12 protein-coding genes and 1 tRNA gene are annotated in these 15,374 nt (G+C 49.7%); 6 read left to right on the forward strand and 7 right to left on the reverse strand.

From position 1 onward, the window contains the following. Positions 1 to 248: 248 nt before the first annotated feature. Positions 249 to 322: transfer RNA gene (locus BK816_RS04005), tRNA-Leu, on the reverse strand. 141 nt (positions 323 to 463) lie between these two features. Here BK816_RS04005 and BK816_RS04010 point away from each other — a divergent pair. Beyond that, positions 464 to 1,081: an ANTAR domain-containing response regulator gene (locus tag BK816_RS04010; protein ID WP_071164028.1), complete on the forward strand. Its 618-nt coding sequence runs from the start codon at positions 464 to 466 to the stop codon at positions 1,079 to 1,081. Here the strand turns inward: BK816_RS04010 and BK816_RS04015 are convergent. Next, positions 1,056 to 1,466: a PaaI family thioesterase gene (locus tag BK816_RS04015; RefSeq protein WP_071164029.1), complete on the reverse strand. Its 411-nt coding sequence runs from the start codon at positions 1,464 to 1,466 to the stop codon at positions 1,056 to 1,058. The two genes, BK816_RS04010 and BK816_RS04015, sit on opposite strands and share 26 nt — an antisense overlap. A 198-nt stretch (positions 1,467 to 1,664) precedes the next feature. On the opposite strand from BK816_RS04015, the gene polA reads away from it, so the two are divergent. Then, positions 1,665 to 4,397, forward strand: a complete 2,733-nt coding sequence (gene polA, locus BK816_RS04020) for a DNA polymerase I (RefSeq protein WP_071164030.1) — start codon at positions 1,665 to 1,667, stop codon at positions 4,395 to 4,397. On the opposite strand, the gene BK816_RS04025 is transcribed toward polA, so the two are convergent. Together BK816_RS04025 and BK816_RS04030 are read right to left on the reverse strand one after the other, a co-directional pair. After that, positions 4,394 to 5,119: an ATP-binding cassette domain-containing protein gene (locus BK816_RS04025; RefSeq protein WP_071164031.1), complete on the reverse strand. Its 726-nt coding sequence runs from the start codon at positions 5,117 to 5,119 to the stop codon at positions 4,394 to 4,396. The two genes, polA and BK816_RS04025, sit on opposite strands and share 4 nt — an antisense overlap. Then, positions 5,119 to 6,681 carry an ABC transporter permease/substrate-binding protein gene (locus BK816_RS04030; RefSeq protein WP_071164032.1) on the reverse strand — a complete coding sequence of 521 codons (1,563 nt, stop codon included), beginning with the start codon at positions 6,679 to 6,681 and terminating at the stop codon, positions 5,119 to 5,121. Before BK816_RS04030 ends, BK816_RS04025 begins: the two co-directional genes overlap by 1 nt. Before the next feature lie 381 nt (positions 6,682 to 7,062). On the opposite strand from BK816_RS04030, the gene BK816_RS04035 reads away from it, so the two are divergent. From BK816_RS04035 to BK816_RS04050, 4 genes are read left to right on the forward strand one after another with little or no spacing between them, the layout of a single operon-like run. Beyond that, entirely contained in the window at positions 7,063 to 8,709 is a 1,647-nt protein-coding gene (locus BK816_RS04035) for a mannitol dehydrogenase family protein (RefSeq protein ID WP_071164033.1), read from the forward strand. Between the two features lie 49 nt (positions 8,710 to 8,758). After that, positions 8,759 to 9,841, forward strand: coding sequence for a mannonate dehydratase (locus tag BK816_RS04040; protein ID WP_071164034.1), 1,083 nt, complete (start codon positions 8,759 to 8,761; stop codon positions 9,839 to 9,841). 18 nt (positions 9,842 to 9,859) lie between these two features. Continuing rightward, positions 9,860 to 10,528 (forward strand): bifunctional 4-hydroxy-2-oxoglutarate aldolase/2-dehydro-3-deoxy-phosphogluconate aldolase, encoded by a 669-nt coding sequence (locus tag BK816_RS04045; protein ID WP_071164035.1) that lies wholly within the window; start codon positions 9,860 to 9,862, stop codon positions 10,526 to 10,528. Beyond that, positions 10,525 to 11,631, forward strand: a complete 1,107-nt coding sequence (locus BK816_RS04050; RefSeq protein WP_071164036.1) for a sugar kinase — start codon at positions 10,525 to 10,527, stop codon at positions 11,629 to 11,631. Before BK816_RS04045 ends, BK816_RS04050 begins: the two co-directional genes overlap by 4 nt. 287 nt (positions 11,632 to 11,918) lie before the next feature. On the opposite strand, the gene BK816_RS04055 is transcribed toward BK816_RS04050, so the two are convergent. From BK816_RS04055 to BK816_RS04065, 3 genes are read right to left on the reverse strand one after another with little or no spacing between them, the layout of a single operon-like run. Further along, a complete protein-coding gene (locus BK816_RS04055; RefSeq protein ID WP_083379062.1) occupies positions 11,919 to 13,565 on the reverse strand; it encodes a DUF4091 domain-containing protein in 1,647 nt (548 codons plus the stop codon). A 4-nt stretch (positions 13,566 to 13,569) separates the two neighbouring features. Further along, positions 13,570 to 14,379, reverse strand: coding sequence for a carbohydrate ABC transporter permease (locus tag BK816_RS04060; RefSeq protein ID WP_071164037.1), 810 nt, complete (start codon positions 14,377 to 14,379; stop codon positions 13,570 to 13,572). Then, positions 14,376 to 15,284: a carbohydrate ABC transporter permease gene (locus BK816_RS04065; protein WP_170299662.1), complete on the reverse strand. Its 909-nt coding sequence runs from the start codon at positions 15,282 to 15,284 to the stop codon at positions 14,376 to 14,378. Before BK816_RS04065 ends, BK816_RS04060 begins: the two co-directional genes overlap by 4 nt. Positions 15,285 to 15,374: the final 90 nt, after the last annotated feature.

The following is a 15,374-nucleotide window of genomic DNA, read 5'->3' on the forward strand; positions in this document are numbered from 1 at the left end:
TGGTTAATCGAATCTGGTGGATCCAATAGGTCAGCTGGGGGCGGCGTCAAATATAGACGTCACCCCCAGTTTTCCATTGAAAGTCTGCTTGATTATCTAATTTCGGACAATGATTGTTAGCTGTCCATTGAGGATTCTATTTCTGAAAAGTTTTGGATAGAGATTATACGACTGCGCTACTACTGGGGGAGTGGAAGGAACTATATAGGGGTAACTGCTAAATCTTCATCGATTTCAGGCATAAAAAGTACCCAGGGTGGGATTCGAACCCACAACATGCCGAGTTTGAGTCGACCGCCTCTGCCAATTGGGCCACCTGGGCTTTGTTCTTGCGAACAGATAAGAGTATAGGCAGGAAAGTAGTGAAAAAACAAATTCAAAAATGCTAAAAGAGGTGAAGAACACTATTTTTAGTCGCTAGAGCCAGTAGCAAAATAGGTCAAAAGGGCTAAAATAGGGAGTTATGACGCTCAATGATGAAGAACTCGAAATTGATTTGGCTCCAGCTGGACAAACTATCCTCGTAGCTGAGGATGAAGCCCTTATCCGGATGGACATTGTAGAGACCCTAGTTTCGGCTGGCTACGAGGTCGTAGCTGAATGCGCCGATGGGGAAGAGGCAGTAGAAAAAGCGCTCGAACTTGATCCCGATCTTTGCATCCTCGATGTGAAGATGCCGAAAATGGATGGGTTAAGCGCCGCCGAAAAAATTATGTCCGAAACTAGTGCTGCAGTAATAATGCTGACCGCCTTCTCACAAGATGAACTAGTTTCTCGAGCCGCTGATGCCGGTGCCATGGCTTACCTCGTAAAGCCCTTCACCCCGAATGACTTATTGCCGCAGGTGCGAGTAGTTCTCTCTCGTCAGGCAGAAATGCTGTCTTTGGAAGACGAAATTGCCAGTTTGACCGAGCGCTTTGAAACTCGCAAGCGAGTTGACCGAGCAAAGGGCTTACTAATGGAACAGATGGGGTTGACTGAACCAGAAGCATTCCGTTGGATTCAGAAGACTTCAATGAACCGTCGTCTTTCCATGCGCGAAGTTGCTGACGCGGTTATTGAGCAAGTAAGCGGCAAGTAACCTGCACAATACTGACTAGTCTCTCTTCCTGATCAGTTACTCTTACGTCGTAAGTAGCGCTAGTACGTCCTAAATGGACAGCCTGACAGGAAGCCGTAACGAAGTCGCCTCGGGCACTTTTTAGATGAGAGCCAGATACGTTGGTGCCGACCGCAACGCAATTTAGCTTATGAGCGTGAGCATTAGCCGCCAAGGAAGCACCGGCCTCGGCCAATAAAAGAATCGCACCACCATGCAGTAAACCATAAGGCTGCACGTTGGGGGAGATGGGCATAGTCATGACAGTATGCTCGGCAGACCACGAGATAACTTCGATCCCCATACGCTCATGCAAGTCGCAGGTGGGAATTTGGTTGGTCGGATCTAAAGGCTGAAACTCAATCATGTCAAGAGACTATCAGTGACATGGTGAGGGTGTAAATCTTTGTATGCTTTAATGCTTTCCAAGCAGCCCTTGTCAGGAAATAGTGAATGCGCCAGTGTTGTCTTCATAGATAACGAAACAATTCGAACTTATCGAGCAAATATTACGCGGCTAGCTAGGCGGCTTGCTCCTGACACTGCAAGCAGTTAGCCTACCAATATGGGAAAAAAGCTTTTAGTAGTAGATGGCCATTCGCTCGCCTTCCGTGCATTCTTTGCACTTCCGGCAGAAAACTTTGCCACGGCCACTGGTCAGCACACCAATGCCATCTATGGCTTTATGTCCATGTTTGCGCGCATGCTCGAAGAGGAACACCCAACCCACGTGGCCGTAGCATTCGACCTCGCCCGTGAATCCTTCCGGAATGAAATTTATCCAGACTACAAAGGTGGACGCGAAAGCACCCCACCGGAGTTCAAGGGGCAAGTGCCGATTATTGAACAAATCCTGGAAGCAATGAATATCCAGGTGCTAACCAAAACCAATTATGAAGCTGATGACATTCTGGCAACTTTGGCCTACAAAGGAGAAAAAGAAGGCTTTGAGGTGCTGGTAGCATCAGGTGACCGTGACTCCTTCCAACTCATCACCGACAAAGTCACCGTACTTTGGCCAGGACGGTCAACCGCTGACGTCAAATATATGAATCCACAAGCGGTAGTCGACAAGTATCAAGTTACTCCAAAGCGTTACCCAGAACTGGCAGCCCTAGTAGGGGAAGGCGCCGACAATATTCCTGGAGTTCCTGGGGTTGGCCCGAAGACCGCCGCTCAATGGCTTAACAAGTTCGACGGCCTCGATAATTTGCTTACCCGCGCTGACGAAATCGGTGGAAAACGCGGGGAAGCACTACGGGAACACACCGAGCAAGTTAAACTCAATCGCCAAATAAACGCTCTACTAACCGACCTGGAACTTGACTGTGAATGGGAAGATTTAGAACGCGGCACCATTGACCGCAGTCGAGTAGAAGAACTCTGCGACACCCTAGAATTTAACCGTTTAAGATACCGCTTGATCGCGCTTGATCCTCAGGGTGGGCAAGTCAGCGCTCCAGAAAGTAAATCCGATCCACTCGGAGAAGTCGAAATCACTGTGGCCGACAGCAAAGATCAAATCTCGGCTTTCGCATCAGCCCTGCTTGATTCGCCCTCAGCAGTAACCCTCTGCGCGGGGAGTGAAGACAGTAAACTAGCTACCGTCCTCGCACTCGTTCTTTCCCACAACAATCAGGTTTTGGTTGCCGCTCCACATCTGCTTGACGAGGACGCCACTAACGAACTACTCGACTTCCTAAACTCGGAGCAAGAGTGGGTTTATGCAGACTACAAGGCTACCGCCCACCAGATTGCTACCCTCGGATGGGAATTACCAAAGCCTAGCTTTGATGTTACTTTGGCTGCTTATCTGGCGAACTCTGACCAACGAGACTATGGACTCGATAAACTCAGCGCCAAGTACCTCAAACTGACCCTTGAAGCGCCAGCCAAAGCTAGTGACCAGCCAACGGGACAGGCCACCCAAGACACCCTGTTTGACGAGTCTGCCCTAGATACCAAAGCAATGATTGCCCCCGAGCAAACTGAAACATGGGCAAGACAAGCCAAAGCCATTAGCTTGCTCTATCCCATCCTCGAAAAACACCTCAGTGAGATCAACGGCTTAGACCTGCTTAACGAGCTGGAATTGCCAACCGCAGTTGAGCTCTTCTCCATGGAGCAAACTGGTGTGGCCGTCTCACAACCAGTACTAAAAACCTTAAAAGCCGACTTGAAACACCTGGTAAATACTGCCCACGATAATGCCATTGCCGCCATCGGTGGGCAGGAAGTGAACCTGTCGAGCCCCAAGCAGCTACGTGAGATTCTATTCGAGCAGCTCGACATGCCTAAGACAAAAAAGACGAAAACTGGTGCCTACACCACGAATGCTGCGGCCTTGGAAGAGCTATTTCTTAAAACCCAGCATCCATTCTTGCAAGCACTGCTGGAACACCGCGACAAGATTAAGCTACTACAAACGGTCGAAGGCCTCGAAAAAGCGATCGCCACCGACGGTAGAATCCACACTACCTTCTTGCAGACTGTAGCAGCCACAGGACGTCTTTCCAGTGCTGACCCGAACCTACAAAATATTCCCGCACGCACCGCCGAGGGACGCAAGATTCGTTCAGCTTTTGTGCCTGGAAAAGCAGCAGAAGGCCTATTAACTGCTGACTATTCACAGATCGAAATGCGAATTATGGCGCACCTTTGTGGTGACCAAGCTCTACTGGAAGCCTTCCAAGGTGGGGAAGACGTCCACCGCTCGATGGCTTCAGCGGTTTTCAATGTCAAACCAGAAGAGGTTGATAGTGAACAGCGCGCCAAAATTAAAGCTATGAGCTATGGCTTAGTGTATGGTCTGTCGGCCTACGGTCTATCAAACCAGCTCCACATTAGCGTTGGAGCAGCGGCTGAGCTGATGGAAATGTATTTTGCCCGATTCGGCGCAGTGCGAGACTTCCTAGAAGGAGTTGTGGCCCAAGCCCGAAAGGACGGCTACACCGAAACCATTTACGGTCGCCGACGTTATCTACCCGAGCTGAATTCCACCAATCGTCAGCTACGAACCATTGCGGAACGAGCCGCACTCAATGCTCCGATTCAAGGTAGTGCCGCGGACATTATTAAACGGGCCATGCTACTTGTAGCTAAGCAACTACGCGCTGAACAGTTGTCATCGAAGCTACTGCTGCAAGTCCACGACGAACTAATCCTCGAAATTGCACCGGGGGAGAAGGAAGCCGTCACCAAACTTGTAACCGAAGCTATGTCTGGCGCTGCCCTTCTGGACGTGCCGCTAGAAGTATCAGTAGGATACGGTTCTTCCTGGGAAGATGCCGCGCACTAACGGCTCATGCGAATTAAATCAGCTACAAACTGATTAGCTGGATGGGCTAAAAGTTCCTCGCCAGTACCATACTGTTGGATTTCGCCCTCGTCTAACACCAAAACCTTGGTGCCTAAAAAGAGAGCCTCGCGAATATCGTGGGTAATAAAAACGATGGTGGTATTGGCCTGAGCATGCCAAGCTTTTAACTCATGCTGTAACTGGTAACGGGTAATGGCATCAACCGCCCCGAACGGTTCATCCATCAATAGAATCGAGGGCGAGGTCGCATACGCGCGAGCAATTCCGACCCGCTGGGCTTGGCCACCCGAAAGCTGGTGAGGAAAACGATGTCGAAGTGAGGGGTCTAAGTTGAACATTTCCATCAACCTAGTAACAGTTTCTGCCTTCTCCTGTTTCGACTTACCTAAAAGCTCTAAGACAAAGGCAATATTGTCAAAAACATCTAGATGGGGGAAAAGGACATTACCTTGAATGGAATACCCGATCGAGCGACGTAACTCGACTAAGTCCATGTCAGAAACATCCTGCCCAGCAATGAGTACACGACCTGAATCAGGCTTCACCAAGGCGTTAATCATTTTTAAGATCGTGGTTTTGCCGCTACCGGAGGAACCTACTACTGCTAAGAAATCTCCGCAAGCAATCTCTAGGTTAAAGCCAGAAAGTACCTGTTGTTGACCATAGGATTTCGAGACATTTTCAAAAGTAATATCACTCATTACTTCCCACCTTCGTTCGTGGTTTCAGGTGTGACTGGTGTGCTGGTTAGCAGCCCACGTTCACTGAGCCAGTCACGAGCCACTTTTGCCACCGGTTGATGCTCAACTTCAACCTGATAGTTTAGATGCGCCATAGTTGCTTCATCCAGTGAATTTTGAAGCCGTGACAAGCTAACTGCCAACGAAGGGAAATCGGCCAAAAGCTGATTAGTTGCTAACAGTCCGGCACGATAGGAAGGGTAGAAATGCCGGTCGTCAGCCAATAGTTGAATGTCAGGGTTAGACAACTGGCCGTCGGTGGTAAAGACCGTTATTACATCAATCTTGTGGTCCAGCAAGGCTTGGTATTTCAACCCGTTGTCCATGTCGACTCGTTTTGCAAAATGCATCTGGTAGAAATCGGTTAGGGCACGGTAGCCATCTTCCCGTTCAAAGAAATCGTACTCTGCCCCAAAAGATAGCTGTCCACTGACCTTGGCCAAATCTGAGAAGGTAGAAAGGTGAAATTTATTTGCTGTTTCTTTCGAAACTGCCAGCCCATAAGTGTCGTTGAAACCAAACATGGTGACAAATTGTTGTGCTTTTTGTGCGCTCAATTCATCGTTTAGCTGTTTAAACTTATTCTCCTGATAAGGCTCCGTATTCTTTAGGACTACCTGCCAGGCAGTGCCGGTATATTCCGGATACAAATCAAAGTCACCGTGCATCATACCTTGTTGAATATTCGCGGTGCCGCCACCAACACCGTCAGTGACTTCAACCTTGAAATCAGTGTTGGCCCGTAAATACTGGGCAGTAATTTGACCGAGGACGAGTCCTTCTGTGACTGGCTTAGTAGCTAGACGAATCGTCCGATTGTTATCATGCATTGAGTAAGCCCAAGCGCCTCCGGCAACTAAACCGGAAATCGCCAGAACGGCAGCAAGAATTTGCCAAGTGCGTCTTTGCTTTGCGCGGGTACCAGTTAGACCATGCTGAACCCATCCCAATAGGGCATCAATTGCTAAGGCGAGAAGAGCTACGAGCAACGAACCGATTAGAATCATCGATTTATTGTTGGTGGTAATGCCACGATAAATTGCGACGCCTAGCCCGCCTGCACCAACGAAGGAAGCAATCCCAGCCAAGGCAATGGTCATAGTAACCATCGTACGAATTGCCGCCAAAATAGTTGGTAAAGCAAGCGGCAATTGGATCTTAAAAAAGACCTGTTGTTTCGTGGCGCCCATCCCGGCTCCGGCCTCTAACAGAGCGGGATCGACAGTAGATAAGCCCACATAAGTACTTCGTACAATCGGCAAAAGCCCATAAATAATTAGCGCGATGATCGCGGTAGTATTACCGATCCCGCTTAAAGAAATTAAGGCACCTAGCAAGGCGATAGAGGGAATGGTGTAAAGAATATTGACAATGCCAATGACTACTTGAGCTAAACGCTTATGGCCTAACAGTGCAATGCCTATGGCCACGCCGATAATAGTTGCTAAAGCAGCTGATAATAAGGAAATTGCAACGTGGTCGACTAAAAGACGCCCATAAAAACTGAGGCTATTGTTAGTCAAGCCGCTGCCTTTCTCTTGACACAGTTTCGCCAGAAAATCCAGAAATAGTTCCGGTCATCTCATTATAACTACTAGAGCGAATAACAAATATTGGAGGAATTCATTCCCAGGTTGCAAGCGATGGAAACCCGCCGAGTTGGGGGAGTTTATCCAACTCTTACAAGGAAGGGTGCATCGTCATAAAACTGCTTGGATAGTTGACCAAGTTTAATGATTTCAAAGGTTTTTGCTGATAGGTTTCGCAACTTGTTATCTTAACCATCATCTTTGGCTATATTGCGCCGAAAGTGGGACAATCTAAACAGAGAAAAAAATCGGCTTGTTTCCGGCTAGTTTTCGACCGCGAAAACGGGGCTGGGAGCATTACTCAATGGAGATTAAATGCGCCTCAACGTTGCAGGCCTTGAGCAACTTGCTCAAGCTAAAGCTGAGAAGAAACTAGATCTTTCCTTGCCCGACTTTTCAGTCGCCCAAATGCAAGAACAAGCAAAAGAAAATCCTCGTTGGGTACATATTGGACCTGGCAATATTTTCCGAGTTTTTCTAGCTCGCATAGCTCACGAAATGCTTGCTGCTGGTCACCACTGGCCAATTACGGCAGTAGTACCACTTGATCCACAAGAACTTGATATTCAGCTTGCCGCTCACGATCTGATGAGCCTAGGCGTTACCCTGCACCCGCAAGGCGAACTGGATCTACAAGTGATTGCCGGCCTCGGGGAAGGACTGGCTACCAAGCGGACTGCCGACTTTGAACGATTACAAGAAATCTTTGCTGATCCTAAGGTAACCTTGCTCTCCTTTACTGTGACAGAAAAGGGCTATGCGATTCATACTTCCGCTGGAGAATTAGCTCCGGCAGTATCTGAAGCTATCTCAGTGGATCCTTGGAATCAAGAATCAGATTCCCTGACCTATCAAGGCCATACCATGGCGTTAGTAGCAGCATTGCTACTCAAGCGCTATCACACGGCAAAGGCTCCAATCACTCTGCTTTCTTGCGATAACTTCAGTCATAACGGTGATAAGTTGCGAGATTCGGTATTAACTATCGTTAAGGGATGGCAGCAAGCCGGTTTCGTCTCAGAGGACTTCGTTGCATGGGTTTCCGATCGGAAGCAGGTGGCTTTCCCGATCTCCGTGATTGATAAGATTACGCCCCGCCCGAACGCTAAGATCAGTGAAAAATTGACCGAGCTTGGGTTTGAAGACATGGGGATCGAAACCTTGGGCCGAACCCCACTAGCTGGTTTCGTTAACACCGAACCGGCAGAATATTTGGTTATCGAGGACGCATTTGCGGAGACAGAACGTCCGCCCTTCGAAGATTTCGGAGTTTCAATTACTTCCCGCGAAGTATGCGACGATTTCGAACACATGAAGGTCACCACTTGCTTGAACCCACTGCACACAGCTTTGGCAGTTTCGGGTTGCTTGCTTGAATTCCCTACGATCGATTCGGAAATGCGAGACCCAGCACTAGCAAAACTAGTGGATCAGCTGGGTTGGCAAGAAGGCATGCCGGTAGTAATCGATCCAAAGATCGTCTCACCTGCAGAATTCTTGAAAGAAGTACTCGAAGTACGTTTCCCAAATCCGTACTTGCCAGATGACCCAGCACGTATTGCGATGGATACTAGCCAGAAACTACCAATCCGTTTCGGTCAAACCTTGTTGCGATACCAAGAACGCGGTTTGAGCACCGACAATCTAGTGGCGATGCCAATGGTCTTTGCACTTTGGTTGCGCTACCTACTTGGAGTAACCGACATCGGTGAAGAGTTCCAGCCAGCCTCCGATCCATTATTGGACGAACTTCAAGCACAGGTATCCCCACTAAAGCTAGGCAATGATTACACCCTAGAACAGATTCACGAGGTTGTCTCACCAATCCTAGCCAACGCCAATATCTTCGGCGTGAACCTATACGACGTAAATCTTGGTGAACGCACTGAAGCTCTCTTGCAAGAATTGCTACGCGAGCCCGGGGCAGTTCGTCGCGTCCTCGATCAGCACTTTGCTAACTGAACTTATCAAACTAACTGAACCAACCAAAACACCAAAGAAGGAACCAAAAATGAAGATGACTTTCCGCTGGTACGGCGAAGGATTCGACCCGATTCCCCTGCAGTACATCAAGCAGATCCCAGGTATGAGCGGCATTATGGGCGTCCTCGACCAGTACGCGGCCGGGGAAGTTTGGCCAGAAGAAGACATCAAGGCTCTAGTGGACCAGGTTAACGCCGCCGGCCTCGAATGCGAAGTAATTGAGTCCGTAAACGTGCACGAGGACATCAAACTAGGTTTGCCAACCCGTGACGAGTACATCAAGAACTACTGCACCACTTTGGAAAACCTAGCCAAATATGGCATCAAGGTCGTCGTCTACAACTTCATGCCTGTTTTCGACTGGCTACGTACTGAGCTCTACCATGAGAATGAAGACGGCTCGACCTGCTTGTACTACAACCATGCTGATGTTGAAGGCATGACCCCAATGGAGATCGTGGAACGCACCGCCAAGGACTCGGGCGGTTTCACCCTTCCTGGTTGGGAACCAGAACGCCTCGGTCGACTTGAAGAGGTACTAAATCTTTACGCTAACATTTCCGCCGATGACCTGCGCGAAAACTACCGTTACTTCTTGGAGCGCATTATCCCAACTTGTGAAAAGGTCGGGATTCGCATGGCCGTACACCCAGACGATCCAGCTTGGGAACTCTTCGGTATTCCTCGTATCTGCAATAGCCGTGACGACCTCGACAAGATCGTTACCATGGTTGATTCACCTGCCAACTCGCTCTGTGTCTGCTCCGGTTCACTCGGCTCGAACCCAGATAATGACGTGCCGGCAATCTTCCGCGAATTCGGGGAACGAGGCCGCATTGCTGCCGCTCACGTACGCAACGTTCGTTACCTCGGTGATAAGCACTTCCAAGAAGCTGCTCACCTATCAGCTGATGGCAACCTCGACATGGAAGCCATTATGGAAGCCTTGTACGACACCTGCCCAGATGTTTATGTGCGTCCCGACCATGGTCGCATGATCTGGGGAGAGGAAGGTCGCGCTGGATACCCCCTCTACGATCGTGCCCTTGGCGCCACCTACCTTAATGGCCTTTACGAAGCCATCGCCAAGCTCAAGAGCCGCAACAACTGAAGTTTGAAAGAGAAAATCATGACTGAAAATAAACTGCAAGTACCTGACATTGCGCCACTACTGCCCGAAAATCCACTGGTACCAGTGGTTGTGATTGACGATGCCAAGGACGCTGTGCCAACCGCGCAAGCGCTAGCTGCTGGCGGAATTACTTGTGCGGAAGTTACTTTCCGTACCGCGGCCGCCCCTGAGGCTATTCGCCTGATTGCCGAGGCCGGTGGCACCACTGTTGGTGCTGGCACCATCATCAATGCCGAACAAGCAAATGCTGCGATTGACGCCGGCGCTAAGTTCTTGGTTTCTCCAGGTCTGTCTCGCGAGGTCGCAGAAGTTGCCGCCGAACGAGGCGTACCATTGCTCCCAGGCGTTGCCACCCCGAGTGAGATTGTTACTGCGCTATCGTGGGGTCTAACCACGCTTAAATTCTTCCCTGCTGAAGCCATGGGTGGCCTTCCAGTCCTAAAGGCTTTTGCCGGTCCTTTCGGTCAGGTTAAATTCGTGCCTACTGGTGGTATTGGCCTGAAGAACCTTGCTCCATGGGCTCAGGCACCATTCATTAGCTCAATCGGTGGTTCCTGGATGGTCACCAAGGCGATGATTAATGCCGGAGACTTTGAAGGTATCACTAAGGCTTCCCAGGAAGCACTAGCTGCCTACCAAGCTGCTCGAGAGGAACTAAACAAGTGAGCGCCAACCTAAACTTCCGAAATGAAGACGAAGTAGCCTACGATATCGTTTCGCTAGGCGAAGTTATGCTTCGCCTAGATCCAGGCGAAGGGCGTGTTCGCACTGCCCGCCAATTCAACGCATGGGAAGGGGGCGGCGAATACAATGTCGCTCGCGGCCTGCGTCGTTGCTTTGGGAAACGTGGCGCTATCGTTACAGCTTTTGCTAAAAACGAGGTCGGTCGACTACTCGAAGACCTAGTGCTCACTTCGGGACTCGATACCCAATTTATCCAATGGTTCGACTTCGACGGTGTGGGACGAAATGTGCGAAACGGCCTAAACTTTACTGAGCGTGGCTTTGGCGTGCGCGGAGCCGTCGGCTGTTCAGACCGTGGCCATACTGCGATCGCACAACTCCAGCCAGGCCAGGTCGATTTTGATCGACTATTCGGTCAGCTTGGTGCTCGGGTACTACACACTGGTGGCATTTTTGCCGCCCTAAGCCAGTCAAGTGCCGAGGTCGCAAAAGAAGCGATGATCGCCGCTCGTAAACACGGTACCTTGGTATCTTACGACCTAAACTACCGTCCGAGCCTTTGGCAGGGAATTGGTGGGAAGGAACGAGCCCAGGAAGTAAACCGTGAGCTTGCTCAGTACGTAGACATCATGATTGGTAACGAAGAAGACTTTACTGCCTGCCTTGGGCTCGAAGTCGAAGGAGCAGATGAGAACCTGACTCAGCTCCCAATCGATTCCTTTAGAGCCATGATTGAACGAGCAGCTAGCGAATACCCGAACTTCCAGGTAATCGCGACCACTTTGCGGGCAGTTAAAACTGCCACCGTAAACGATTGGGGTGCCATTGCTTGGTCGCGTGAACAAGGATTCGCTCAGGCCACCCAACGTGATGGTCTCGAGATCCTCGACCGTGTCGGTGGGGGAGACTCCTTCGCTTCAGGTCTGCTTTATGGCTTAATGGAGTTTGGTGAAATCGAAACCGCGGTTAACTTTGGGGCCGCTCATGGCGCGCTAGCAATGACCACACCAGGTGACACCTCCATGGCTTCGGTTGAAGAGGTAACTCGCCTTGCCCAGGGTGCAGGAGCTCGCGTCCAGCGATGAAAATATGATGCAAAAAATCATCAACTAGTGGATCCACTAGCCGTATGAGATCGTTTTGGGGTGTAAGTCGAACAGGCTTACACCCCAAAACTAATTGCAACCAAAATCCTCGGCAAATAAGACCCATGAAACTAGCTAGCTCGCGCTTAGGCAACTAGTCCACATTCGGTGATCTAAATACGTAAAGACCTTATATCTTTGCCTAGGTTTAAGAAAAAGTTTTGGGGTCGAGAAGCCTATTCGCCTCTCGACCCCAAAACTAGTGATCGTGGTTTAAACCGATTGCTTTAGTTCAAATGCTCCTGGGCCAGCTTAAACAACTGATAGCGACGTTTAGCCAGTTCCTCATTTGTCGGGAACCCAGCCGCATAATCCATCGAACCATCAGGATCGATAATCTGTAGCAGAGCATCTCGCCCGACTTTATCCTCAAGAGCATAAAGCAGCGCCAAATCCTGCCAAGCTGAGCGGATCATCCGGTGACGCAGTGACAACCACGGCTTAAGATCCGTGCCCGGGTAAATGATGAAAGGATCACCCGAAAGGAAGTTGCCTCCCGCGTCCGTATCATTAACTGGATCAACCAGACCTTGTGAGTACTGCCGGTAGTAAAAATTCAGACCCCAGTGCAAGAAGCCCTTTACCTGATGTTTGTAGAACTGGAAACCTTGAATCGCATGTCGGACACCATTTTGTGCCAGTAATTGGTTCGCTTGTCCCAAAGACTGACTAACACAGTAGTACACCCAGCTTGGTTCAACTCCTACAGCCCTGAACTTATCTACTTCACTGGTGGCCACCACAGGAGTGGGCACCTCCTTGAGATATTCAGGATCAGAAAGAGCATCAATAACTTCTGCGCCTGCCAACAGTGGACGTACCTGGCCAGCAGCCGCCTGGTACTCTGCCAGATGTTCTGCATGAGGTTCGTCCGAGACATGCCAGAAGATATTTTCAACCCCATAGATCGGTTCGAGCAAGGACCTCAACTCAGTAATCAATTGAGTTAACAAAGCCGCATATTCTGGGTCTGTTGCGCTAGTGTGCCAGCCAAAGTAGGGCTGTTCATCCGCAGTCTGATCGGTCAAATAAATACCGGCAGCAAAACCAGCACCCCACTGGGTGAAGAATTGCGGAAGCTCCACCTGCCTGATGCCGGCGGCCCGGGCAACTTCAACCCACTTTTCTACTTTAGAAAGATCAAGTTTGAAGCCACCGTTTTCTTTGGTTATTCCGATTAGTTGAGCCCGATGACGGTAGTCCCCGGGTTTAACATCTAACGGGGGAGTCCATGCCGGAATCATTAAGCTAGTAACACCGAGGTCGGCAGCCGCCTCGAACTGTCCCTTGATGGCTTCCCAATGCCGTTCGCTCCACATTTCGAGACCGTAATATTCGGCCAAAGAGTCATAGTGGAACCAACGTGCATGAGTTACTGGGGCTTTGGAAAGAAGAGCGGAGTAGCTTTCGATTGGTAGCGTCTTTGAGAAGAGCATTTCGCCCTTATCGTCCTCGACTAGCAACGAAACTTCAGATGCAGTTAAACCGACCTCGAACCAAATCGAACTGAAACCACTTCCAGTTGGCTTAGTGACAAAAGAAATTTCATCCTCGCCAGAAGCCAGTGGAATCAGCAAATCTGGAATCAGTGCAGGACCATCAACCTCGTAATCTGCCAAGTCCTGACGCCAAGAAGGACACAAAGCTGGAACCACTCGAACTTGCTGGGCTAAGAGGTTCGCTCCAGGTGCCTTCAGCGTTACTTTAATACTGGGCCAATGAGGCGTGCGTTGCGCTCGAGCAAAGGAATATGCCAGCTGAAAAGCAGCGTTCCCGCCGAGAGGACCGAACAAAGGTAGTTCAGACCGTTCGGCGGGAACCTTGCTGGGATATACCTTCGTCAAATCGTCAACGATAACGAAGGAAAAAGACATTTACTTACCCCTTGATACCGCTTGCGGCAACACCTTCAACGAACTGACGCTGCAATAGCACGTAAGCGATGAAAGGTACCGAGAAGGCGATAGTAGTACCGGCCATGACGAGGCCGTATTCGGTCAAGAATGCACCCTGGAGCTTCGAAATAGCCAAGGTCACGGTCTGGGATTCATCCGAGCCGAGCGAAACCAAAGGCCACAAGAAGTCATTCCAAGTTGCCAAGAAGGTGAAAACGGTCAGTGCGGTCAACACCGGCTTAACCAAAGGCAAGATAATCTTGCGGAAGATCATCCAGTCAGTGGCACCGTCAATCTTGGCAGCTTCAAGCAAGGACTCTGGGATACCCTGCATGAACTGGCGAACCAAGAACACACCGAAAGCGTCAATAGCCGGCAAGGCCAAAGAGATAGTAGTGCCCAAGATGCCAAGCTTGTTGAACAAAACGAACATAGCAATCACAGTCACCTGACGAGGAACCATCATGGTTGCCATGTAGATCCAGAACATGGCTTCCGAGCCAGGGAAACGCTTGAAAGTGAAACCGTAAGCAGCCAAGGAACAAACGATGATGTTCATGACGCAAGCAATGACAACAACCGAGGCCGACAGCAACATTGCTGAGCCAAAGCCATGGTATTGGAAGAGGGTAGCGAAGTTATCGAAAGTTAGCGCATCCCAACGGATCTTGAAATCAAGAGTCTGAGTGTGCTGGAAGGCAGCAAGAACCATCAAGATGAATGGCAATACTGACAGAATCAGTAGGATCGCTACGATGAAATTTAGAATAAACTTTCCGATTTTACCGATCATTTTTCAATCCTCTTGTAGATCAGCTGCTGAGCGACCGAAATCCCAACGACGCAGACGAACAAGAACATCGAGATTGCCGAGGCATAACCCATCTGCATGTTCTTGAAGCCTTCTTCGAAGATAGAGATAACGATGGTGGTGGTGCCGCCTGCAGGGCCGCCACCAGTCATGGAGTAAACCAAGTCGAAGACCTGGAAAGACCAGATAGTACCGAGGATTACAACCAGGAAGGTAATCGGTCGTAAGCCTGGCATGGTGATGTGAATGAACTGCTGTACGCGGTTCGCTCCGTCAACGCGGGCTGCTTCGTATCGTTCACGAGGAATATCTTGAACACCGGCGTAGAAAATCACTAGGAAGTAACCAATGTGCTTCCAGATGGAAACGAAAGCAACGGCGAACAAGGCACCAGTACGGGTACCTAGGAAGTTGATGTTGTAATCATCCGAAATCAGGTGGAAGAAATGGAGCATTTCATTGAAAGTACCGCCATTTGCTGCCAGCATGTACTGCCAGACCATACCTACCAAGATTAGGGAGGCAACTACTGGGATGAATAGGGTAGAACGAACAAATCCCGAAAGCTTAGGGTGATCGGAACGGACTAGCTGATCGGCCAAGATCATCGGAATGATGGTCTGGAACGGTACCGTCAAGGCCGTGAAAATCACGGTGTTGAGCAGTGCTAGACGGAAGTTTTCATCGTGTAGTAGTTGACGGTAGTTTTCGACTCCGTTGGGTACAGGAGCACTGAAGACATCGTAGGTAGTGAAGGAAAGGTAAGCGGTGTAGATAATTGGTACTACAGCAATGAGGCACAAGATAGAAAACGATGGCAGGACGTAAAGAATCCCGCTCGCGCGATCTACCCGCTCTTTAAAAGTAAGGTTTTGGGGTTTGGTCATTAGATATCAATCTCCGCGGTAAACGGATCTACCCGTAAAGCAGAAATGGCGGCCTAGTACCATTTATAGTTTGGGCACTAGGCCGCCATT

Origin of the sequence: Boudabousia tangfeifanii, assembly GCF_001856685.1 — a bacterium.
Lineage (GTDB): Bacteria > Actinomycetota > Actinomycetes > Actinomycetales > Actinomycetaceae > Boudabousia > Boudabousia tangfeifanii.

Bases quoted from the DNA above. Each gene is read 5' to 3' on its own strand.
- BK816_RS04010 (WP_071164028.1), top strand. From the start codon at position 464: ATGACGCTCAATGATGAAGAACTCGAAATTGATTTGGCTCCAGCTGGA.
- BK816_RS04015 (WP_071164029.1), bottom strand. From the start codon at position 1,466: ATGATTGAGTTTCAGCCTTTAGATCCGACCAACCAAATTCCCACCTGC.
- polA (WP_071164030.1), top strand. From the start codon at position 1,665: ATGGGAAAAAAGCTTTTAGTAGTAGATGGCCATTCGCTCGCCTTCCGT.
- BK816_RS04025 (WP_071164031.1), bottom strand. From the start codon at position 5,119: ATGAGTGATATTACTTTTGAAAATGTCTCGAAATCCTATGGTCAACAA.
- BK816_RS04035 (WP_071164033.1), top strand. From the start codon at position 7,063: ATGCGCCTCAACGTTGCAGGCCTTGAGCAACTTGCTCAAGCTAAAGCT.
- BK816_RS04040 (WP_071164034.1), top strand. From the start codon at position 8,759: ATGAAGATGACTTTCCGCTGGTACGGCGAAGGATTCGACCCGATTCCC.
- BK816_RS04045 (WP_071164035.1), top strand. From the start codon at position 9,860: ATGACTGAAAATAAACTGCAAGTACCTGACATTGCGCCACTACTGCCC.
- BK816_RS04055 (WP_083379062.1), bottom strand. From the start codon at position 13,565: ATGTCTTTTTCCTTCGTTATCGTTGACGATTTGACGAAGGTATATCCC.
- BK816_RS04060 (WP_071164037.1), bottom strand. From the start codon at position 14,379: ATGATCGGTAAAATCGGAAAGTTTATTCTAAATTTCATCGTAGCGATC.
- BK816_RS04065 (WP_170299662.1), bottom strand. From the start codon at position 15,284: ATGACCAAACCCCAAAACCTTACTTTTAAAGAGCGGGTAGATCGCGCG.